Genomic DNA, 20,243 nt, shown 5'->3' on the forward strand with positions numbered 1-20,243 from the left:
CCTTCGAATTCTCTAACCGGCGGCGACCACGGTGTCGGCGACCTCGGTGCGCAGCCGGCGCAGCCCGTCCCGGATCCGGCTCTTGACCGTGGAGAGCGGAATGCCGAGCTGGTCGGCGACCTCGGGGTAGCTGCGGCCGCCGTAGTAGGCGAGTGTGATGGCCTCGCGTTGAATCGGGGTGAGCACCCGCATGCCGTCGGCCACCGAGTTCGCCTCCAGCCGGCGGGTGACCGATTCGGTGACCACGTCGTGGTCGACCGGCCGGTGCGCGTGCCCGAAGACCAGGTCGCGCGCCGACGCCGCGGCCTCCCGGCGCACCCGGTCGACCGCGCGCCGGTGGGTGAGCATCAGGAGCCAGCCGAGCGGGCTCGACCTCCCGGCGTCGTACCGCGCCGCCGTCAGCCACACCTGGAGGTACACCTCCTGGGTGATCTCCTCCGCCGCCGCCTCGCGCCGCACCACCCGCAGCGCGAGGCCGTAGGCCCTGGCGCTGGTGGCGCGGTAGAAGCCGGTGAAGGCGGACCGGTCGTTGTGCGCGACGGCCGCGAGCAGCGCGTCCAACTCGGACCGTTCCCCCGGCTCACCCGACGTGTGCGCTCGCGTCATTTCCGCTGGTCCCTTCGTTTCGGGCGCACCCGCACACCCCGTGTGCGCGCGTACTGCCCGCGTGCAACCGCCGCAAACTCCGGGATCGGTGGACCGATCCGGCCCCGCTCTCGGCCGTGATCGGAATTGCGCGCGCGGAGCGCCGAATCGTTGCCCGCGCGGCGCCGGCTCGACAGAGTGGAGGATGGGCGCGTGTGCGCCCGACACGCGACGACACACGAGGAGAGTGCTGTGCGCTTCGGAATCTTCGTCCCGCAGGGGTGGCGGCTGGATCTGGTCGGCATCGACACCGCCGCGCAGTGGGGGGTGCTGCGGGATCTCGCCGCGCGCGCGGACGCGAACCCGGTCTGGGAGTCGCTGTGGGTCTACGACCACTTCCACACGGTGCCGGAGCCGACCGAGGAGGCCACGCACGAGGCGTGGACGCTCATGTCGGCCTTCGCGGCGACCACCTCGCGAATCCGGCTGGGTCAGATGTGTACCGCGATCAGCTACCGCAACCCGGCCTACCTCGCGAAGGTCGCCGCCACCGTGGACGCCATCTCCGGCGGCCGCACCGAGATGGGCATCGGCGGCGGCTGGTACGAGCACGAGTGGCGCGCCTACGGGTACGGCTTCCCCACCGCCGGTGAGCGGCTGGGCAGGCTGGACGAGGGCGTGCAGATCTTCCGGCAGGCCTGGACCACAGGCAGCGCCACCCTGGACGGCAAGTACTACCAGGTGGACGGCGCCCGGGTGTACCCGCTGCCGCTGCAGGAGGGCGGGATCCCGCTGTGGATCGCGGGCGGCGGCGAGAAGAAGACGCTGAAGATCGCCGCAAAGTACGCGCAGTACACCAACTTCGCAGGCAACGACCCGGCGGAGTTCACCCACAAGTCCGAGATCCTGCGTGGGCACTGCGCCGACGTCGGCACCGACTACGACGCCATCGTGCGCAGCGCGAACTTCAACGTCGTGGTCGGCGCGACCGAGGCCGAGGTCGCGGAGCGCAAGAAGGCGATCGCCGACCGGCTCGCGCCCGTGCTCGGCGCGGAGAAGGGGGCCGGGTACATCCAGAATCTGACGGCGGGCGGCGCGGCCGTCGGCACGCCGGAGCAGATCATCGAGCGGCTGACAGCTCTGCGGAAGCTGGGGCTCGGGTACGCCATCTTCAACTTCCCGGAGTCGGCGTACGACACCAGCGGGATCGAGCTCTTCGAGAAGGAGGTGCTGCCCGCGCTGGCGTAGATCGTTCGAAGCGATGGGGGCGGAACCGTTTTCGCCCCATCGCTGTCGGTGCCTTGTTCTACGGTCTGCGTCATGTCCGTGAACATCGATGTGTTCTTCAGGGTTCGCAACTCGAGGGACGAGCGCGAACGCGCCGGCGTGGCCGCAATACTGACCGACGTTCTCGAAAGCGAACGCTTGGCTCTCGACGTGGCCATCACCCTGGGGGAGGAAGCCGACGACCTGTACGTGCAGGCGGACTCCGATGATCCGGTCATCTTCAGCGGGTTCTATCGGTGGGTTCCGGAGTTCGAGCGGACGCTCACCGACCGGGTGGTCGCGCTCGTGCCGCACGCCCGCCTGGATTTCGGGTGGGAGTACGTCGATGAAGACTGACTCCCTGCCGGAGCAGGTGCCGGTCGTCCACCGAAACCTGACCGTGACAGTCGGTTCCAGGACGTTCGCCACCTTGACCCGGGACCACCTGCACTACTGGCTGAACAGGCTTCCGCATGCCCGCGGCGGGCCGTTCATGACAGTGATCAGACCCGGCCGCGCGGGTTTCATCCAGACCTATCGCAACAGCGACACCGACTATCTGCTCGAGGTACACGGTCACTCCGACACCGAATTCCTCGGGACCACCGTGGCGGACCTCGCGACGGTCGAGCAGTTGATCTGGGACTGGCTCGAGGGGGACCTGCAGCGCCTGGATGCCATCGCGTGGAACCGTGAGCGCTACTTCTGGTCGGAGTCGCCCGGCGCACCCTGATCGCCGTAGCAGGCGGCCATGGCCGCGGCCCGCTCCCGCAGCGCGCCGCGCAACGATTGCGGGGAAACGACCGCCGCGGCCGCGCCGAGCTGCCACAGTGCCCATTCGGCGTGCCTGAGATCTTGGAAAGCGAGTTCCAGGCAGAGGCGACCGTCCGGGTCGAGGTGCTCGGCGTGGACGGCCAGGGCGGTGTCCGTCAGCTCCGCCCGGCGGTCCGGGTCGACCCGAACCGCCACGACGAGCTGGTCGCCGCCGGTGCGGAAACGACTTCCCCTGTCTCGCCAGACTCGCTCGAGGTCGACGGCTTCCGGCCGTTGCGCCGGTTCGTCCAGTGCCTCGGCTGTGAGCACCCTGGACAACTTGTAGGTGCGGTCCTCCCCCGCCCTGAGGGCGAGCAGGTAGCCCTGGTCGCGTGCGGTGACCAGGCCGATCGGGTCCACCGTGCGCCATCGGGGATCAGTGCCGGCCGCCGCGTAGTGGATGCGCAGCCGGCGCCCGGTGACGACCGCGCGGCGGATTTCCGCCATGACCTGAGCCGGGATGTCGTCGCGGGTGCGTCTGCGCTCGAGCAGATCCGTCTCCGGTTCGTGCAGGAGTCGCCGGGCTCGATCGCCCGCAGCGGCCGCATGGCTCTCCGGCAGCGCATCGGCCACTTTCCGCAGCGCCGACGCGAGCGCGGGCCCCAACCCGAAAGTTCCCGCTCCGGAGGTGAGCAGGGCCAGCGTCTCGTCGTGGTTGAGCCCGGTGAGCTCGGTCCGGAAGCCGGGGAGCAGTGCGAACCCGCCGTGCCGCCCGCGCTCGGCGTAGACCGGGACCCCGGCGGTCGACAGCGCCTCGATATCGCGCAGCACGGTCCGGGTGGAGACCTCCAGTTCGCGGGCGAGCGCGGGCGCGGTCATCCGGCCGCGGCTGCGCAGCAGCAGGACCAGCGAGACCAATCGGTCGGCGCGCACGGCTCGAAAATACCCGACAGCGGTTGTCGTGATTCGTTGCGAGGCTGGTCCGCATGGAACGAACCGCGATCAACCCCGTCACCTGGTCCCTGCCGCTCGGCTTCAACCAGGCCGAGCTGGTCACCACCCCCACCCGGACCCTCTACTGCTCCGGCCAGACCGCCATGAACGCCGACGGCGAACCCCAGCACCCCGGCGACCTCGCCGCCCAGCTCGCCCTGACCCTGGACAACCTGGAAGCCGTCCTCGCCGCCGCCGGCATGGGCCTCCCGAACCTGGTCCGGCTGAACGTCTACACCACCGACGTCGACCTGCTCTTCCAGCACTACGGCGTCCTCGCCGCCCGCCTCGGCGCGGCGGGCATCGCCCCCGCCACCACCATGCTCGGCGTCACCCGCCTCGCGGTTCCCGGCCAGCTGGTCGAGTTGGAGGGGACCGCCGTGGACTGAGTTACACCGCGACCACGGTCAGCAGCGGATCCAAGCCCTTGAAGTCGGCTGCATTGCGGGTGAACAACGGCAGGTCGTTCGACGAGGCGATCGCGGCGATCATCAGATCCATCCGGCGCGGCTTGGGGCTTCGCCCCGCGGAGACGATCAACTTCGCCATCGAGGTGAATCGACGCGCTGCCGTCGCGGAGAACGGCAGCGCGTCGACCGCGTGCTCGATCTCCAGGAGGCGCTCGGTACGGAGCGCCAGCGTCGTCGGATCCGCCGCCAGGGCCACCCCCAGCCCCAGCTCCGCGAGCGTGACCGTGCTGATCCTCGACTCGGTCGGCAGGTCGGCCTCGGAGAGGAGGGGGAGATCGATCAGCGTGCAGGTGTCGAGCAGGCCGACGGGGTACCGGAACCTCGCCCCCGGCTCAGTCATCCAGCCGCTCCTCGCCGAAGACCGCGTCGATCTCCGCCCGCTCCCCCGCCCCGCTCGCTTGACCGGCGAACCTGGCGAGCCGCCGCTGTAGCTCGGCGGTCGTCAGGGTGCGCGGCCGGGTGATGGGCCGCAGCTCGCCGACCGGCTGCCCGTTGCGGGTGATGACGAAGTCCTCACCCGCTTCGAGCGCATCCATCACTCCCGCACTCCCGTTGCGTAGTTCGGCCTGGCTGATCGTCCTGGTCATCTCTTCAGAGTAGCCATGGATGCTATAGGTGGCTATAGCGATCGAGAGGACCGATCGGAGAGGGTGCAGGCCCGGTCACAGCATGCAGCTGACGCAGCCCTCGACCTCGGTCCCCTCGAGCGCCATCTGCCGCAACCGGATGTAGTAGAGCGTCTTGATCCCCTTGCGCCACGCGTAGATCTGCGCCTTGTTGAGGTCACGCGTGCTGGCGGTGTCCTTGAAGAACAGCGTCAGCGAGAGCCCCTGGTCCACGTGCTGGGTGGCGGCGGCGTAGGTGTCGACGATCTTCTCGTAACCGATTTCGTAGGCGTCCTCGTAGTACTCGAGGTTGTCGTTGTCCATGTAGGGGGCCGGGTAGTAGACGCGGCCGATCTTGCCTTCCTTGCGGATCTCGATCTTCGACGCCACCGGGTGGATGGAGCTGGTGGAGTGGTTGATGTAGGAGATCGAGCCGGTGGGCGGGACGGCCTGCAGGTTCTGGTTGTAGATGCCGTGCTCCATGACGGAGGACTTCAGCTCCAGCCAGTCCTGCTGGGTGGGGATGTGCACGCCGGCGTCGGCGAAGAGCTGCCGGACGCGGTCGGTCTCCGGTTCCCAGGTGCGCTCGGTGTACTTGTCGAAGTACTCGCCGCTGGCGTACTTGGATTCCGGGAAGCCGCCGAAGTACGAGCCACGCTCGATGGCGATCCGGTTCGAGGCGCGCAGGGCGTGGTACACCACCGTGTAGAAGTAGATGTTGGTGAAGTCGATGCCCTCGGGCGAGCCGTAGTGGATGTGCTCGCGGGCCAGGTAGCCGTGCAGGTTCATCTGGCCGAGGCCGATGGCGTGCGAGGCGTTGTTGCCCTGCTCGATGGAGGGCACCGAGTAGATGTGGGTCTGGTCGGAGACGGCGGTGAGCGCGCGGATCGAGACGTCGATGGTGCGCGCGAAGTCGGGCGAGTCCATCGTCTTGGCGATGTTCAGCGAGCCGAGGTTGCAGGAGATGTCCTTGCCGACGTGGTCGTAGGACAGGTCGTCGTGGTAGGTCGACGGCGTCGAGACCTGCAGGATCTCCGAGCACAGGTTGGAGTGCGTGATCTTGCCCGCGATCGGGTTGGCGCGGTTCACGGTGTCCTCGTACATGATGTACGGGTAGCCGGACTCGAACTGCAGCTCGGCGATGGTCTGGAAGAATTCGCGGGCCCGGATCTTGGACTTGCGGATCCGCTTGTCGTCGACCATCTCGTAGTACTTCTCGGTGATGTTCACGTCGGCGAACGGCTTGCCGTAGATGCGCTCGACGTCGTACGGCGAGAAGAGGTACATGTCCTCGTTGTTCTTCGCCAGCTCGAAGGTGATGTCCGGGATCACCACGCCGAGCGAGAGGGTCTTGATCCGGATCTTCTCGTCCGCGTTCTCCCGCTTGGTGTCGAGGAAGCGGTAGATGTCCGGGTGGTGCGCGTGCAGGTACACCGCGCCCGCGCCCTGCCGCGCACCGAGCTGGTTGGCGTAGGAGAAGGAATCCTCCAGCAGCTTCATGATCGGGATGACGCCGGAGCTCTGGTTCTCGATCTTCTTGATCGGCGCGCCGTGCTCGCGGATATTGCTGAGCAGCAGCGCGACCCCGCCGCCGCGCTTGGAGAGCTGCAGCGCGGAGTTGATCGAGCGCCCGATGGACTCCATGTTGTCCTCGATGCGCAGCAGGAAGCAGCTCACCGGCTCGCCGCGCTGCTTCTTGCCCGAGTTCAGGAAGGTCGGGGTGGCCGGCTGGAAGCGGCCGGTGATGATCTCCTCGACCAGCTCGACGGCGAGCTTCTCGTCGCCGTCGGCGAGGGTGAGCGCGACCATGCAGACCCGGTCCTCGAAGCGCTCCAGGTAGCGCTTTCCGTCGAAGGTCTTGAGCGTGTACGAGGTGTAGTACTTGAACGCGCCGAGGAAGGTCGGGAACCGGAACTTCTTCGCGTAGGCCTGCTCGAACAGCGCCTTCACGAAGGGGCGGCCGTACTTCGCCAGCACCTCGCCCTCGTAGTAGTTCTCCTCGACCAGGTAGTCGAGCTTCTCGTCGAGGTTGTGGAAGAAGACGGTGTTCTGGTTGACGTGCTGCAGGAAATACTGCCGCGCGGCCTCCCGGTCGCGGTCGAACTGGATGCGTCCGTCCGCGCCGTAGAGGTTCAGCATCGCGTTCAGGGCGTGGTAATCGAGGCCCTCTCCGGCGTCTCCGCCGCGGACCGGGGGCTGCTCCAGGCGGGCTGACTTTCCGGCCGGTGCTGTCGTTGCTGTTGCCAAAACAATCCCAATCCTTCGCGGACGCGGGCCACGTCCTCTGCGGTTCCCATGAGTTCGAAGCGGTAGAGGTACGGAACCGCGCACTTGCGCGAGATCACCTCGCCCGCAAAGCAAAACGTCTCGCCGAAGTTGGTGTTACCCGCGGCGACGACCCCGCGCAGCAGGGCGCGGTTGTGCGGATCGTTGAGGAACTGGGCCACCTGCCGTGGCACGAATTCCCGGTCGGAGCGGCGGCCGTCGAGGTGCTTGCCGCCGCCGTAGGTGGGGCAGATCAGCACGTACGGCTCGTCCACGCGCAGCTTCTCGGAGAGGTGCAGCGGGATGCGCCGGGCGGGCAGCGCCAGTTTGGTCACGAAACGGTGGGTGTTCTCCGATGCGCTGGAGAAGTAGACGAGTCCGGTCACGACACCCTCCTGGAAATGGGCCGCCCGACGGCCCTGCGGCTCAGGCCGCGACGGTGGCGAGCGCCTTGATCCGGTCCGGCCGGAAGCCGGACCAGTGCTCCTCGCCCGCCACGACGACGGGCGCCTGCAGGTAGCCGAGCGCCATCACGAAATCACGGGCGTCGTCGTTCTGCGAGATGTCGACGATGCTGTAATCCACCCCGGCCTTGTCGAGCGCCTTGTAGGTGGCATTGCACTGGACGCACGCGGGCTTGGTGTACACGGTGATGGTCATTGATGTCCCTCTCATCCACGGCCGAATGTCCCTGCGCAAACTTTGGATCCCGGCACGAACATCCCCTTGACAGTTCCCGCCGGGGGCGGTGGACGGGGTGTGCGATTCGGTACGGCAGACACTACACCTAGTGGCCGACAGAACCGAGCAGCACTAGACCTGGTGAGTCACATCCGTGGAATTAACTCCCAGGACACGCCGAGGACGCTTCCCAAAACATGTGATCCAGATCACAAAACACGCTCTCGGCAGCACCTCAGCAAACTCTCGCCCCGCCCGCATCGCCAGTCACAGCGGACACAGCGCGGCGCCCCGCCCACCCGAGGTGGACGGGGCGCCGGGACGGAGTGGAATCAGGCGTCGACGCGCTGGCCGGCGGCGGCCACCAGCTCGTGCAGGGTGGCGCCGAGCTGGGTCAGCGCCTCGGCGTCCTCGCGCGGGTGCGCGGCGCCGAAGCGCTCGCCGATCCCGCCGAACCGCGCGTGCGCGGCCTCGACCACGGTGCCGCCCGCGACGCCGACCGCCTTGACGGTGTCGCCGTGCGCCCACGCCGCGGCGTTCGAGCTGATCGAGGCGCTCACGATGGCGACGGGCTTGCCCTTGACGGCGCCGGAGCCGTACGGGCGGGAGGCCCAGTCGATGGCGTTCTTGAGCACGGCGGTGATCGTGCCGTTGTACTCGGGGGTGACCAGCAGCAGCGCGTCGGCGGCGGCGACGGCGTCGCGCAGCGACTGCGCGGCCGCGGGCACCGAGCCGGGCACATCGATGTCCTCATTGTAGAACGGGACGTCGCCGAGGCCCTCGTACAGCGACACCGATACGCCCTCGGGGGCGGCGTGCACCGCGGCCTCGGCGAGCTGCCGGTTGACCGAGGCGGCGCGCAGGCTGCCGACGAGGACGAGAACGCTGGTCTGGCTCATGACGACTCCTGATGTACTGGGATAGATTCCGTCTGTCCGCAGTAGTAACCGGACCACGGTCCGATTACTTCCCCCGACCCGGAGCCAGCCTTGTGAGCTATGACACACCGAAGGATCGGGCGCCGCTCCCGCTGCTCGGCGCGGTGCCCGAGGTCCCGGTCGAGCGGGCCGACGCCGCGCGCAACCGCAGGCTGCTGCTCGACACCGCGCAGCGGCTGGTGCGCGAGAAGGGCGTGCGCAGCCTGACCATGGACGAGCTGGCGCGCCGCGCCGGGGTCGGCAAGGGCACCGTCTTCCGCCGCTTCGGCACCCGCTCCGGGCTACTGGTGGCGCTGCTCGACCACTCCGAGCAGAAGTTCCAGGGCGCCTTCCTCTTCGGGCCGCCGCCGCTCGGCCCCGGCGCGCCGCCGGTGCGGCGGCTGGTCGCCTTCGGCCGGGCCCGGCTGCTCGACATCGAGGTGGAGGGCGAGCTGCACCGCGCCGCCGAGCTGGGCGAGGCCGAGCAGCGGTACCGCAACCCGCCCTACAACGTGAGCCGGGTGCACGTCACCACGCTGCTGCGCGAGGCGGGCGCGCCGGGCGATCCGCGGCTGCTGGCCGATGCGCTGCTCGCTCCGCTGGCCGCGGCGCTGGTCATGCATCAGCTGCACGACCTCGGGTACACCCGGGACGAGATCGCGGACAACTGGGAGACGCTCGCCCGCAGGGCGAGCGTGCCGGAATGAGGAGCGACATGGCAGGGCTGCGCGAACAGATCAGCGCCGAACTCGGGGTCCGGCCCCGGATCGACCCGGAGGCGGAGATCCGCAGGCGCGTGCAGTTCCTGAAGGACTACCTGAAGTCGACGCGGGCGAAGGGGTACGTACTCGGCATCAGCGGCGGGCAGGACAGCACGCTCGCCGGGCGGCTGGCCGCGCTGGCGGCGGCGGAGCTGCGCGACGAGGGGGTCGAGGCGGCGTTCGTCGCGGTGCGGCTGCCGTACGGGGTGCAGGCGGACGAGGCGGACGCGAAGGTCGCGCTCGACTTCATCCGGCCGGACCGCTCGGTGGTGGTGAACGCGAAGCCGGGGGTCGACGCGCTCTCCGCCGAGACCGCGCGCGGGCTCGGGGTGGACGGGCTGCGCGACTTCGTGCGCGGGAACGTGAAGGCGCGGGAGCGGATGGTGATCCAGTACGCCATCGCCGGGCAGGAGAACCTGCTCGTACTCGGGACCGATCACGCGGCGGAGGCGATCACCGGCTTCTTCACCAAGTACGGCGACGGCGGCGCGGACGTCACGCCGCTCACCGGGCTCACCAAGCGGCAGGGGGCGGCGCTGCTGCGCGCGCTCGGGGCGCCGGAGAGCACCTGGGCGAAGGTGCCGACCGCCGATCTCGAGGACGATCGGCCCGCGCTGCCCGACGAGGAGGCGCTCGGGGTTCGGTACAGCGAGATCGACGACTACCTGGAGGGGGCGGAGGTGAGCGATGCGGTCGTCGAGCGGCTGGAATCGCTCTTCATCGCTACCAGGCACAAGCGGAATCTGCCCGTCGCTCCGCTGGACACGTGGTGGCGGTGACCCGCTCCACCTCGGCGAGGCGGGTGCGGAGGAAGGCGCGAACCGGTTCGGTGGGCGCGGTGGGGATGGCGGCGCGGTAGTGCGCGGCCGCCTCCTGGTAGCGGGCGGCACGCCGGTAGGTGTCGGCGTAGGCGGCGGTGAGCAGGTGGGTGCCGGTCAGGCGGGGGTGCTCGGCGACGGCGTCCAGTTCGGCGATCCCGGCATCGGGGCCGTCGCGGAAGCCGATGGCGATCGCTCGGTTGACCAGGACCGGGGCGGCGGCGCCCGCGGCGGTGATGGCGTCGTAGCAGGTGACGATCCGGGTCCAGTTCGTCTCCGGCCAGGAGCGGGCGGTGGCGTGGGCGGCCGCCATCTCGGCCTGCGGGAGGTAGGGGCCGGTGGCTCCGGCGGCGGCTCGGAGGTGCCGGAGTCCGGCTTCGATGCGGGTGGTGTTCCAGTGGGCGCGGTTCTGGTGTTCGAGGGGCACCAGGGCGCCGGTGCGGGTTCGCCTGGCGGCGCGTCTGCTGTCCTGGAGCAGCATGAGTGCGTTGAGGGCGTTCGCCTCGGCGGCGTGGGGGCCGGGGAGGGCGCAGATCAGTTCGCCGAGGCGGAGTGCCTCGTCGCAGAGATCGTCACGGACGGCGTCCGGGCCCGCGGTGGCGAAGTAGCCCTCGGAGAAGACCAGGTGGATCACCGCGAGCACGACCGGGACGCGCTCCGGGAGGCGGTGCCGCGGTGGGAGTTCGAGTGGGATCCGCGCGCGGCGGATCTTGGCCTTGGCGCGGGAGATGCGCTGGGCAACGGTCGGCTCCGGGACGACGAAAGCACGGGCTATCTCCGCGGTGCGCAGGCCGCAGACGAGGCGCAGGATCAGCGCCACCCGCGCCTCGGGTGCGAGGGCGGGGTGGGCGCAGGCGAAGAGGAGGCGCATGCGTTCGTCGGCGAGGGGGTTGGTCGCTGATGCGCCGGGTGCGGCGCCGTCCCGCGCGGGGCCTACCGGCGCGAAAGCATCCGGCGCAGGTCCGTCCGGCGGGAAGGGGGCGGTTGCGGTGGCGAGGAGCGCCGCTTCCCGTTCCTTGCCTGCCCGCGCGGCTTCCCTGCGGAGCCGGTCGAGGGCGATGCGGCGGGCGACGGTGGTGATCCAGGCGCCGGGGCGGTCGGGGACGCCCTGTTCCGGCCAGTGGCGAACGGCTCGGGTGAAGGCCTCCTGGACGGCGTCCTCGGCGCTGCCGAGGTCGCCGGTGTCGCGGGCGAGTACCGCGACGGACCGGCCGAACTCGGCGCGGTAGATCGCGTCGAACCGGCCGGCCCGCCCGGTCATCCGAAGGCCAGGACCGGGCGCAGCTCGGTGGCCCCGCCGGGGCCGAGCGGGATCCCGCCCGCCAGCTCGACGGCGGCGGCGCGGTCGGCCGCGGTGAAGAGGTAGAGCCCGTCGAGCACCTCCGCCGCCTCGGCGAACGGCCCGTCGGTGAGCAGCAGCTCGCCCGCGGGGGCGCGCAGCGTGGTGGCGGTGCCGGGCGGGTGCAGCGCGACCCCGCCGGTCAGCGCCGCGCCCGCGGCCTCGGCGAAGGCGCCGTGCGCGGCGGCGGCGCGGTCCCACTCCGCGGTGTCCGGTGCGATCACCGCCTCCGGCCGCTCCCAGAGCAGCGCGGCCCACCACTGGGCGCCGGGCTCGGCGTGCGGGAAGTACTGCGCCACGGGCCGCAGCTCGACGGCACCCGTGCGCACGGCGGGCAACTTCCCGGCCACGTCGATCGCCTCGTCCAGATCGGCCACGTCGAGGACGTAGAAGCCGCCGACCACCTCCGCGGACTCCGCGAACGGGCCGTCGGTCACCAGAATCCGCTCATCCTGCCTGGTCAGCCGTACCGCCTCGGAGGTGTCCGCCAGCGCCGCGCCACCGGCGACCGCCGCACCGGCCGCGGCGTCGAAGGCCGCGTACCGCTCCACCTCGGCGTCGAACTCCGGCGTTCCCGGCGTGGCATCCGGCCCGCCCTCGGCCCCGAGCAACACTGCCAAGTAGTACATATCGGTCATCCTTCCCGGTTTCGGAAGAGCACGGAACCCCTCCTACCAGGACGACGAAGACACCCGCCGCACCTCGACAGTGTGATCTGCGTCACCCGCCAGCGAAGGGCGGGAGGACGTCGACCATCGGGGTGAGCACTGCGGCGCGATCCCGGGTGAGCTCGTCGCCGACGAGGTAGGCGCAGGCGTCGAGCATGGCGTCCAGCTCGGCGCCGTAGGCGGCGGCGAGCGCCCCGCGCAGGTCGGCGACGGTGGCGCCGACGGGCAGCGCGAGCGTCTCGCTGTGCTTGCCGACCGCGTCGGCGATCGCGGCGAAGTAGCGGACCTCAACCACCGATCGCTCCCATCGTGCGTTCCGGGGGGACGAAGTCGGCGGCGTCGATGCCGTGCCCAGCCCACTTGTTCCACATCGCCCCGCGCCAGATCTCGGCGAGCCCGGCGTCGTCGACGCCGGTGCGCAGCGCCCGGCGCAGGTCGAATTCCTGATCGCTGAACAGGCAGGAGCGCAGCATGCCGTCGGCGGTGAGCCGGGTGCGGTCACAGCTGTCGCAGAACTTGCGGGTCACCGAGGCGATGATGCCGACGGTGGCGGGGCCGCCGTCGACGCTCCAGGTCTCGGCCGGGGCGGACGGGTCGGAGCGGCCGACCGGGACCAGGTCGAAGCGGGTGCCGAGCACCTCGAGCAGCTCGGCGGCGGTGACCATCGCGCCGCGGGCCCACTCGTGGTCCGCGTCCAGCGGCATCTCCTCGATGAAACGCAGCTCGCAGCCCTGGTCGAGGCACCAGCGCAGCAGGTCCGGCGCACCGGCCAGGGTGGCGCGCATGAGCACGGCGTTCACCTTGACCGGAGTGAGCCCGGCGGCGTGCGCGGCCCTGACTCCGGCGAAGACCGAATCCAGCCGGTCCCGGCGGGTGAGGCGGTGGAAGTCGCGCGCGTCGACGGTGTCCAGCGAGATGTTCACCCGGTGCAGGCCGGCGGCGGCCAGCCCGGCCGCGCGGTGCGCCAGCCCGACCCCGTTGCTGGTGATCGCCAGCGGCACATCGGGGACGGCGGCGTGACACCCGGCCACGATCTGCTCCAGATCCCGCCGCATGAGCGGCTCACCGCCGGTGAACCGCACCTCGCGGATGCCGAGCTCGCGCACCGCGAGCGTCACCAGACGCACGATCTCGGCCGCGGTCAGCAGCTCCTCGACCGGGATCGGCGGCAGCCCCTCCTCCGGCATGCAGTAGGTACACCGCAGCGAACACTTCTCGGTGATGGAGACGCGCAGGTCGCGAGCGGTGCGGCCGTATTTGTCCAGCAGCAGCGGGGTATCGGGGCGGCCGGCCAGCGAGGGATGCCCGGACCGCACGGCTGGGATCCCCATGTCGACCAACGTCACCCCTCCATTATGACGACGGCCGCCGCCGGGTGACCGACTAGGCTGAAACCCATGAATTCCCGGCCCGCTCTCGCCCCGGCCCGGTCGGTCGACGAATACCGGGCCACCGTCGCGGAGCTGCTGCGACCGGCCGGGCCGCGGCCGGTGCGGCAGGTCGCGCCCGGTGCGGCGCTGCACGCGCTGCTCGCCGCCGATGTGCACAGCCCGCTGGAGCTGCCGGTGTTCCGCAACTCCGCCATGGACGGGTACGCGCTGCGCGCGGAGTCGGTGCTGGTGACGCCGGTGACGCTGCCGCTCGCCGGGGTGCTCGCGGCAGGTGCCGACGCGCTCCAGCCACTGCCCGCAGGCGCCGCGGTGAAGGTCATGACCGGCGCACCGGTGCCGCCGGGCGCGGACTGCGTCGTCCCGGTCGAGGACACCAGCTCGGACGGGGAGACGGTGACCGTCTCGCGCGGCCGCGGCGTGGGCGAGTTCGTTCGCGAGGCAGGCACCGACGTGCGGCGGGGTGACCTGCTCGTGCCCGCCGGGACCCGGCTGGCGCCGCGGCACGTCGCCGCGCTCGCCGCGGTCGGGCTGGTGACCGTTCCCGTCGTCGCGCCGGTGCGGGCGGCGGTGCTGACCACCGGTGACGAGCTGATGCCCGCCGGGGTGCCGCTGCGGCCGGGCACGATCTACAACTCCAACGGCGCCGCGCTGGCCGCCGCGCTCACCGACAACGGCGCCGAGGTGGTGTCGGTGGCGCACAGCACCGACGACCACGGCGAGTTCCGCGCGCTGCTCGGCGCCGCGGTGGCCGCCGCGGATGTGGTGCTCACCAGCGGCGGGGTCTCGCAGGGTGACTTCGAGGTGGTCAAGGAGGTGCTCGGGCCGCTCGGCGGGGTGTTCGGCGCGGTGGCGGTGCAGCCGGGCGGGCCGCAGGGGTACACCGTGGTGGACGGGGTTCCGGTGCTCAGTTTCCCGGGCAACCCGGTGAGCACCGCGGTCTCCTTCGAGGTGTTCGCGCGGCCGGTGCTGCGCGAGCTGGCCGGGCTGCCGCCGGTGCCGGAGCAGTGGCTGGCGCTGCGCGACCCGATCCGCTCGCCCGCCGGGAAACGGCAGTACCTGCGCGGTGCGCTGACGGCCGCGGGGGTGCGGGTGGTGGCCGGGCCCGGCTCGCATCTGGTGGCCGGGATGGCAAGGGCCGACGCGCTGGTGGAGATTCCGGAGGCGGTCACCGAACTGCCCGCCGGTGCGGTTGTGCGAGTCTGGTCACTGTGAGCGATCTGTCGCACATCGACCGAGAGGGCCGCGCGCACATGGTCGATGTGAGCGCGAAGGCCGAGACCGCGCGTACCGCCACCGCGGCGGGAGTACTGCGCACCACGCCGGAGGTGGTGGCGCTGGTGCGCGCCGACGACCTGCCGAAAGCCGACGTGCTCGCCACCGCGCGGGTGGCCGGGATCGCGGGGGCGAAGAAGACCTCCGAGCTGATCCCGCTCTGCCATCCGATCGCGCTGACCTCTGTGAAGGTGGCGTTCGAGTTCCTGGCGGACGGGATCGGGATCGAGGCGACGGCCAAGACCACCGGGGTCACCGGGGTCGAGATGGAGGCGTTGACCGCCGTCGCGGTGGCGGGGTTGACGTTGCACGACATGGTGAAGGCGGTGGATCCCGCGGCCGTTCTGGACGGGGTCCGGCTGCTCACCAAGAGCGGTGGGAAGCGCGGGAACTGGTCCCGCGAAGGCGAGGTGGCCGGCGTCGGCGCGGAGCCGGCATTCGCCGCGGTGGACGAGTCCGGCGCGCCGGCCGCCACGGGCGCGACCGCGGGCGCGAGTGCGGTCGCGGGCGCGACTGCGGGCGTGGCCGACAGGACGGCGGATGCCGGAGACGCCCTGGCGGACGACGTCGCCGGAAAAGTGCGATCGGACTCCCCCGCGGGCATCGCGGAACCGCCCGGCGCGCCCGCGCGGAACGCGGTGGTTCTCGTCGCCTCGACCGGCGTCGCGGCGGGGACGCGGGAGGACCGGACCGGGCCGGTGCTCGCCGACTGGCTCACCCGGCTCGGCTTCGCGGTGCGCGGCCCGCTGGTCTACGCGGACGCCGAGATCGCGCTCGGCCTCGCCGACGCCCTCCGCTTCGAACCGGAGCTGGTGATCAGCACCGGCGGCACCGGCGCCGCCCCCACCGACGCCACCCCCGAGGCCACGCTGGCCCTGCTGAACCGGGAGCTGCCCGGGATCGGCGAGGCCATCCGGCGGCACGGCGCCGCGAAGTTCCCGCTGGCCTCGCTCAGCCGGGGCGTCGCCGGGCTGGTCGGCCGCTCGGTGGTGGTGAACCTGCCCGGCTCCCCCGGTGGCGTCCGGGACGGCATCACCGTGCTGGAACCCCTGCTCGACCACCTGCTCGCCCAGGTGGCGGGCGGCGGCGCACACAAGGAGTAATCCCATGTCGACGACTGAGCCGCAGCACTCCGGCGACGTCCGGCTGGCCCGGATCAGCGAGCAGCCGCTCGACCCGGCCGCGGTCGAGGCCGCCGTGCTCGGCCCCGAGCACGGCGCCGTCGTGGTCTTCACCGGCGCGGTGCGCAACCACGATCACGGTCAGGCGGTCTCCGCCCTGGAGTACTCGGCGCATCCGAAGGCGGAGAACTTCCTCGCCAGGTGCTGCGCGGAGGTCGCGGCGGCGTCCGGACTGCCGGTGGCGGCGGAGCACCGGATCGGCGCGCTGGCCATCGGGGATCGCGCCATCGTGGTCGCAGTGGCGGCGCCGCACCGCGCGGAGGCCTTCGCCACCTGCGCGGAGCTGGTGGACCGGATCAAGCTCGAGGTGCCGATCTGGAAACGGCAGATGTTCGCCGACGGGCTCTCCGAGTGGGTCAACGCCTGCGGGTGAACCTGGGCGCGACGGCTCGGCTCGAAGGTGGGCCGATGCCTCCGGTCGAGCGGCCGGATTCCGCCGCCCGGGGCGGATCAGGTCGCCGCTCGGCAACGAAAAGGGGCATCCCCGGCGTTCTACGGGCGGGATCGGACAGGATGGGCTGACCGGGTGTCCACCCGGCCGGTGCCGGCGACGAGGAGCAGGGGTGAGCACGGACCAGATTCTGCTGCACAGGTTCGTCATCGAGCAGCTCGCGGCGGCCGGGGTCGACCCGCGCCGGCTCGCCCGCGAGGCCGGGCTCCCCGAGTGGGCGCTGACCGGCGACTCCGGCCACCTGCCGAGCCCCACCTTCTCCCGGCTGTGGGAGGTGGCCGCACACGCGCTCGGCGACCCGGACGTCGCGCTGCGGGTGGGCGGCAACTTCCAGCTGAGCAGCCTCGGGCTCTACGACTACCTGTTCTCCTCGGCGCCGACGCTCGGCGCCGGGCTGGCCACCTCGGACCCGTACGTCACCGCGGTCACCACCAACCACCGGTTCCACCTGCTCGCCGACAACGAGCGCGAGGTCACGCTCTACCTGGACATGCTCGACGGCGAGGGCCCCGGCCGGGACCTGACCCAGCTGTGGGGGCTGATCGCCTCGCTGACACGGGCGCGGCGCGCGGTGCGCGGGCCGATCGTGCCGATCAAGGTCGGGCTGCGGCAGCGGGCGCCGAGCAGGCAGGCCGTCTACCAGGAGGCGTTCGGCACCGGCGCGGTGGAGTTCGGCGCCGCCTACGACGGCATCACCTTCCGCGCGACGGACATGGAACTCCCGCTCGCGACCGCCGATCCGGCGCTGGCCGCGGTACTGCGTCCGCTGGCCGACGCGCTACCACCGCCACCACCGCTGCGCGCGGTCTGGCCGCGCCGGGTGGCGGCGGCGCTGGAGCGCGCGATGGACGAGGGCGACGTCTCGCTGGAACGGGTGGCCCGCGCACTGGCGCTCAGCCCGCGGACGCTGCAGCGCAGGCTGGCCGAGGCGGGCACCACCTGGCGCCGGGAGCTGGACCGGGCCCGCGACGCGCGGCTGCGCCGGGCGGTGGCGGTCGGCCCGATGAACCGGTCGCGGCAGGCTGAACTGCTGGGCTACTCGGACGCGGCGTCCATGCGCCGGGCGGCGCGGCGCTGGTCGGCGGCGCGCCGGGAGCACTCCCCGCTCACACCCTGAGGTAGCTCGCCGCGATCCGCCAGAAGGACTGCGGCTCCAGGATCTCGAAATCCCAGCTGTCGATCACGCTCTGCACCGAGGTCACGATGGCAGGCACGTCGAAGTCCTCGCGGGTGGCGGTCCCCTTGGCCTCCAGCGCGGCGATCACGTAGGCGGTGGCGCTCTCGCAAGTCTGCACGAAGCTCTCCCATCGGTCGCACGACACGGCGCCCACAGCATTGGACGTCGAATCGACCGCCGCGAAACGAGCCGGAGATGCGCGAGTCCGGCGCGGCGGTCCCGTGGACGAGTCTTGTCGGCGTGTCGCCGGGCCACCAGCACCGAACGCGACAGCCGCCGCCCGAACACGCCAAGATCAGGCGGGTTCCGGGGTGTAGCGCCAGAGCCCGAGCAGGGCGTCGGCGTCGAGCGGCTCGGTGGCGGTGTGCTCGGTGGCGGCGAGCCGGGCGCGCAGCGCCGCCTCGTCCAGGCCGGTGCCGATCAGCACGATGTCGGTGCCGCGGCGCTCGCCCCGCGCCGAGGCCACCGGCTCGACGGCGACGTGCCTGCCGACCAGGTGGAAGGTCCACTTGCGGCGCTCCCCCGCCACCGCGACGGCGGCCACGCCCTTCGCCCGGAACAGCCCGTCCGGCGGGTCCTCCAGGAAGGCGACGAGGGCGCGCGGGTCCAGCGGGCGCTCGGTGCGGAAGGCGATGCTGCGGTAGTCGTCGTGCAGGTGGGGGTGCGGCTCGTCGGCGCAGGGCTCGGCGAGCAGGGCGTCGAAGCTGAGTTGCTCGGGGCCGTCGGTGCGGCGGCGGACCGGTTCGTCGAAGAGGAGCCCCGGCGCTACGCGGCCGTGCGTGGTGGCGTGGATCGGCACCTGGCCGACCGTTTCGGCGATCCGGGCGCGCAGCGCGTCGGCGTCCCGGGCGCGGTCGATCTTGTTGAGCACGACCAGGTCCGCGAGCCGGAGGTGGGTCAGGAGCTCGGGATGCCGCGCGCTGGTCTCCGGGAACTGCTCGGCGTCGACCACCTCGACCAGCCCGCCGTAGCGGATGCGCGGGTTGGCGCTGCCGATCACCATGCGCACCAGGTTGCGCGGCTCGGCCAGGCCGCTGGCCTCGACCACGATGACGTCGACGGCGTGCCTGGATTCGGTGAGCCGGGTGAACATCTCGTCCAGCTCGCCCAGGTCGACGGCGCAGCACACGCAGCCGTTGCCGAGCGAGACCATGGCGTCGACCTGGCCCGCGACCAGCATGGCGTCGATGTTCACGGCGCCGAAATCGTTGACGACGACGCCTATCCTGGTGTCGCCCGCCGCGCGCAGCAGGTGGTTCAGCAGGGTGGTCTTCCCCGATCCGAGGAAGCCGGCCACGATCAGCACGGGAATCCGCTCCGCCATTCCATCCACCCTAGTGAACGTGGGAGCGCCGTTCAGTTCGCGGGTTCGGTGAGGGCGCCCGCCAAGCGGTAGGCGAGATCGATGAGCCCCGTGGTGATGTCGCGCTCGTCCAGGCCGAGCGCCTTCGCCAGCGGGCGGAGCAGCTCGAGGACCTGGGTGATGGGGCCATCGGCCGGGCCGGGGGGTGCGGAGTCCCACGGGTCGACGCCGCGGGCGCGCGGGAGGGACGGGGTCCGCGCCGTCCCGGTCGGGGGCACCGTCGTGGTCGGGGTGGAGGTCCCGTCGGGTGCCGCGCCCGGCTCGGTGCCGTCCGGCGCGAGGGTCGGTGCCGCGCCGCCCGGTGCCGCGCCGGCGCGGGCGGGGTCGGTGGGCTGACCGTTGCCGGGGGAGAGCCCGAGCAGGTAGCCGGCGATGCCGGTGGTGATGGCGATGGCGTGCTGCAGCTGCCCCTCGGCGCTCTCCAGGACGGCGGCGTCCTCGGGATTGGCCCCGTTGCCCATCTCGAGGAAGACCGCGGGAACGTGGGTGAGCGCGGGGCCCGCGATATCGGCCCTGGTCTGAATGCCCTCCATGGCGCCGCCGTAGGTGGCGGGCGAGAAGCCCGCGCGCACGTAGGCATCGCGCATGGTGGTGCTGGCCGCGCGCCCGGCGCCGGACTGGGCCCGGTCGGCGTTCGGGTCCGGGATCGGCAGCTGCGGCACGATCAGGTGGAAACCGCGCTGGTCGGCCGGGGCGCCGTCGGCGTGGATGCTCACCGCGAGCGCGGCGCCGGAGCGGTTCGCCGCCGCTGCCCGCTCGTCGACGCAGCCGCCCCAGCCGGTGTCGTCGGCGCGGCTCAGCACCACCCGCGCCCCCAGGCTCTCCAGCGAGGCCTTGACCAGCTGGGTGACCTCCCAGTTGACGGTGTGCTCGGGCACGCCGTTGACCGTGGTCGTGCCGGTGGTCTGGCACGGCTTGGTGCCGCCGCGGCCGTTGTCCACCTGCCGGGAGAGGTCCTCGGCGTGCTCGGAGCCCTGGTGGCCGGGGTCGAGGAAGACGGTGCGCCCGGCGAGCTCGTTGTTCGCGGGCTGCGCCTGCACAGCGGCGGGAGCCAGCGCGAACGCCGACGCGGTGAGGATCGGCGCCAGGACGACGCGGGTCGTGCTTCGCAGAATGCTCGGCTTCATGTGCGGTCGGCGCTCCGCGAACGGAACGCCCCTCCCTTCCCATTGGTCACACCACACCCACAGGTCACTTCCGTGACTATCCTACGTACCACCGACCGGTGTGTCCTAAATCTCGAAAAGGGCAATTCATACCCGGACGCTCTGGTACATCTGACGGGTA

Annotated in this window: 25 protein-coding genes; 10 read left to right on the forward strand and 15 right to left on the reverse strand. The window is 71.5% G+C overall.

The genetic code is table 11. The annotated features are described in order from the left end of the window. Positions 1 to 12: 12 nt before the first annotated feature. Entirely contained in the window at positions 13 to 606 is a 594-nt protein-coding gene (sigK, locus tag ACFO0B_RS04815) for an ECF RNA polymerase sigma factor SigK (protein ID WP_378611054.1), read from the reverse strand. A gap of 231 nt (positions 607 to 837) precedes the next feature. On the opposite strand from sigK, the gene ACFO0B_RS04820 reads away from it, so the two are divergent. The 3 genes from ACFO0B_RS04820 to ACFO0B_RS04830 all read left to right on the forward strand — a co-directional run bounded on the left by ACFO0B_RS04820 (position 838) and on the right by ACFO0B_RS04830 (position 2,584). Next, positions 838 to 1,833 (forward strand): LLM class F420-dependent oxidoreductase, encoded by a 996-nt coding sequence (locus tag ACFO0B_RS04820; protein WP_378611055.1) that lies wholly within the window; start codon positions 838 to 840, stop codon positions 1,831 to 1,833. 72 nt (positions 1,834 to 1,905) lie between these two features. Then, entirely contained in the window at positions 1,906 to 2,208 is a 303-nt protein-coding gene (locus tag ACFO0B_RS04825) for a hypothetical protein (RefSeq protein ID WP_378611056.1), read from the forward strand. Continuing rightward, positions 2,198 to 2,584, forward strand: coding sequence for a hypothetical protein (locus ACFO0B_RS04830; protein WP_378611057.1), 387 nt, complete (start codon positions 2,198 to 2,200; stop codon positions 2,582 to 2,584). The genes ACFO0B_RS04825 and ACFO0B_RS04830 overlap by 11 nt, the downstream gene beginning before the upstream one ends. Here ACFO0B_RS04830 and ACFO0B_RS04835 read toward each other — a convergent pair. Beyond that, positions 2,551 to 3,537 (reverse strand): helix-turn-helix transcriptional regulator, encoded by a 987-nt coding sequence (locus ACFO0B_RS04835; RefSeq protein ID WP_378611058.1) that lies wholly within the window; start codon positions 3,535 to 3,537, stop codon positions 2,551 to 2,553. The two genes, ACFO0B_RS04830 and ACFO0B_RS04835, sit on opposite strands and share 34 nt — an antisense overlap. Positions 3,538 to 3,590: 53 nt before the next feature. On the opposite strand from ACFO0B_RS04835, the gene ACFO0B_RS04840 reads away from it, so the two are divergent. Then, positions 3,591 to 3,986 carry a RidA family protein gene (locus tag ACFO0B_RS04840; RefSeq protein WP_378611059.1) on the forward strand — a complete coding sequence of 132 codons (396 nt, stop codon included), beginning with the start codon at positions 3,591 to 3,593 and terminating at the stop codon, positions 3,984 to 3,986. 1 nt (position 3,987) lies between these two features. Here the strand turns inward: ACFO0B_RS04840 and ACFO0B_RS04845 are convergent, their stop codons facing one another. The 6 genes from ACFO0B_RS04845 to ACFO0B_RS04870 form a co-directional block, all read right to left on the reverse strand. Continuing rightward, the gene (locus ACFO0B_RS04845) at positions 3,988 to 4,407 is read right to left on the reverse strand and encodes a type II toxin-antitoxin system VapC family toxin (protein ID WP_378611060.1); all 420 of its coding nucleotides are present in this window, start codon (positions 4,405 to 4,407) and stop codon (positions 3,988 to 3,990) included. Next, on the reverse strand, positions 4,400 to 4,654 hold the full coding sequence (locus tag ACFO0B_RS04850; protein WP_378611061.1) for a type II toxin-antitoxin system Phd/YefM family antitoxin: 255 nt from the start codon (positions 4,652 to 4,654) through the stop codon (positions 4,400 to 4,402). The genes ACFO0B_RS04845 and ACFO0B_RS04850 overlap by 8 nt, the downstream gene beginning before the upstream one ends. Before the next feature lie 75 nt (positions 4,655 to 4,729). After that, positions 4,730 to 6,811, reverse strand: coding sequence for a class 1b ribonucleoside-diphosphate reductase subunit alpha (nrdE, locus tag ACFO0B_RS04855; RefSeq protein WP_378611062.1), 2,082 nt, complete (start codon positions 6,809 to 6,811; stop codon positions 4,730 to 4,732). Between the two features lie 5 nt (positions 6,812 to 6,816). Then, positions 6,817 to 7,323, reverse strand: a complete 507-nt coding sequence (gene nrdI / locus ACFO0B_RS04860; RefSeq protein ID WP_378611063.1) for a class Ib ribonucleoside-diphosphate reductase assembly flavoprotein NrdI — start codon at positions 7,321 to 7,323, stop codon at positions 6,817 to 6,819. A 40-nt stretch (positions 7,324 to 7,363) separates the two neighbouring features. After that, the gene (nrdH, locus tag ACFO0B_RS04865; RefSeq protein WP_378611064.1) at positions 7,364 to 7,597 is read right to left on the reverse strand and encodes a glutaredoxin-like protein NrdH; all 234 of its coding nucleotides are present in this window, start codon (positions 7,595 to 7,597) and stop codon (positions 7,364 to 7,366) included. Positions 7,598 to 7,950: 353 nt separating this feature from the next. Continuing rightward, complete coding sequence (locus tag ACFO0B_RS04870) at positions 7,951 to 8,517, reverse strand: NAD(P)H-dependent oxidoreductase (protein ID WP_378611065.1); 567 nt, start codon at positions 8,515 to 8,517, stop codon at positions 7,951 to 7,953. Between the two features lie 92 nt (positions 8,518 to 8,609). Between ACFO0B_RS04870 and ACFO0B_RS04875 the strand changes: the two genes are divergently transcribed. Both ACFO0B_RS04875 and nadE read left to right on the forward strand, forming a co-directional pair. Further along, on the forward strand, positions 8,610 to 9,242 hold the full coding sequence (locus ACFO0B_RS04875; RefSeq protein WP_378611066.1) for a TetR/AcrR family transcriptional regulator: 633 nt from the start codon (positions 8,610 to 8,612) through the stop codon (positions 9,240 to 9,242). Positions 9,243 to 9,250: 8 nt separating this feature from the next. Next, positions 9,251 to 10,075 carry an ammonia-dependent NAD(+) synthetase gene (gene nadE / locus ACFO0B_RS04880; protein WP_378611067.1) on the forward strand — a complete coding sequence of 275 codons (825 nt, stop codon included), beginning with the start codon at positions 9,251 to 9,253 and terminating at the stop codon, positions 10,073 to 10,075. Here the strand turns inward: nadE and ACFO0B_RS04885 are convergent. The 4 genes from ACFO0B_RS04885 to moaA all read right to left on the reverse strand — a co-directional run bounded on the left by ACFO0B_RS04885 (position 10,020) and on the right by moaA (position 13,467). Then, on the reverse strand, positions 10,020 to 11,375 hold the full coding sequence (locus tag ACFO0B_RS04885; RefSeq protein WP_378611068.1) for an RNA polymerase sigma factor: 1,356 nt from the start codon (positions 11,373 to 11,375) through the stop codon (positions 10,020 to 10,022). The genes nadE and ACFO0B_RS04885 overlap by 56 nt on opposite strands. Continuing rightward, positions 11,372 to 12,082, reverse strand: a complete 711-nt coding sequence (locus tag ACFO0B_RS04890) for a YciI family protein (protein WP_378611069.1) — start codon at positions 12,080 to 12,082, stop codon at positions 11,372 to 11,374. The genes ACFO0B_RS04885 and ACFO0B_RS04890 overlap by 4 nt, the downstream gene beginning before the upstream one ends. 91 nt (positions 12,083 to 12,173) lie before the next feature. Further along, positions 12,174 to 12,416, reverse strand: a complete 243-nt coding sequence (locus ACFO0B_RS04895) for a MoaD/ThiS family protein (protein WP_378611070.1) — start codon at positions 12,414 to 12,416, stop codon at positions 12,174 to 12,176. Further along, positions 12,409 to 13,467, reverse strand: coding sequence for a GTP 3',8-cyclase MoaA (moaA, locus tag ACFO0B_RS04900; protein WP_378611071.1), 1,059 nt, complete (start codon positions 13,465 to 13,467; stop codon positions 12,409 to 12,411). Before moaA ends, ACFO0B_RS04895 begins: the two co-directional genes overlap by 8 nt. A 51-nt stretch (positions 13,468 to 13,518) precedes the next feature. On the opposite strand from moaA, the gene ACFO0B_RS04905 reads away from it, so the two are divergent. From ACFO0B_RS04905 to ACFO0B_RS04920, 4 genes are all read left to right on the forward strand, one after another. Then, positions 13,519 to 14,724 (forward strand): molybdopterin molybdotransferase MoeA, encoded by a 1,206-nt coding sequence (locus tag ACFO0B_RS04905; protein ID WP_378611072.1) that lies wholly within the window; start codon positions 13,519 to 13,521, stop codon positions 14,722 to 14,724. Then, on the forward strand, positions 14,721 to 15,887 hold the full coding sequence (gene moaCB, locus ACFO0B_RS04910) for a bifunctional molybdenum cofactor biosynthesis protein MoaC/MoaB (RefSeq protein WP_378611073.1): 1,167 nt from the start codon (positions 14,721 to 14,723) through the stop codon (positions 15,885 to 15,887). The genes ACFO0B_RS04905 and moaCB overlap by 4 nt, the downstream gene beginning before the upstream one ends. Before the next feature lie 4 nt (positions 15,888 to 15,891). After that, positions 15,892 to 16,338 carry a molybdenum cofactor biosynthesis protein MoaE gene (locus tag ACFO0B_RS04915; protein WP_378611074.1) on the forward strand — a complete coding sequence of 149 codons (447 nt, stop codon included), beginning with the start codon at positions 15,892 to 15,894 and terminating at the stop codon, positions 16,336 to 16,338. A 190-nt stretch (positions 16,339 to 16,528) separates the two neighbouring features. Continuing rightward, the gene (locus ACFO0B_RS04920; protein ID WP_378611075.1) at positions 16,529 to 17,533 is read left to right on the forward strand and encodes an AraC family transcriptional regulator; all 1,005 of its coding nucleotides are present in this window, start codon (positions 16,529 to 16,531) and stop codon (positions 17,531 to 17,533) included. Here ACFO0B_RS04920 and ACFO0B_RS04925 read toward each other — a convergent pair. From ACFO0B_RS04925 to ACFO0B_RS04935, 3 genes are all read right to left on the reverse strand, one after another. Further along, a complete protein-coding gene (locus ACFO0B_RS04925) occupies positions 17,523 to 17,711 on the reverse strand; it encodes a hypothetical protein (RefSeq protein ID WP_378611076.1) in 189 nt (62 codons plus the stop codon). The genes ACFO0B_RS04920 and ACFO0B_RS04925 overlap by 11 nt on opposite strands. A gap of 177 nt (positions 17,712 to 17,888) precedes the next feature. Beyond that, positions 17,889 to 18,917 carry a CobW family GTP-binding protein gene (locus ACFO0B_RS04930; RefSeq protein WP_378611077.1) on the reverse strand — a complete coding sequence of 343 codons (1,029 nt, stop codon included), beginning with the start codon at positions 18,915 to 18,917 and terminating at the stop codon, positions 17,889 to 17,891. A gap of 32 nt (positions 18,918 to 18,949) precedes the next feature. Next, positions 18,950 to 20,083, reverse strand: a complete 1,134-nt coding sequence (locus tag ACFO0B_RS04935; RefSeq protein ID WP_378611078.1) for an N-acetylmuramoyl-L-alanine amidase — start codon at positions 20,081 to 20,083, stop codon at positions 18,950 to 18,952. Between the last annotated feature and the right edge of the window lie 160 nt (positions 20,084 to 20,243).

Source organism: Nocardia jiangsuensis (assembly GCF_042650385.1).
GTDB classification, from domain to species: domain Bacteria; phylum Actinomycetota; class Actinomycetes; order Mycobacteriales; family Mycobacteriaceae; genus Nocardia; species Nocardia jiangsuensis.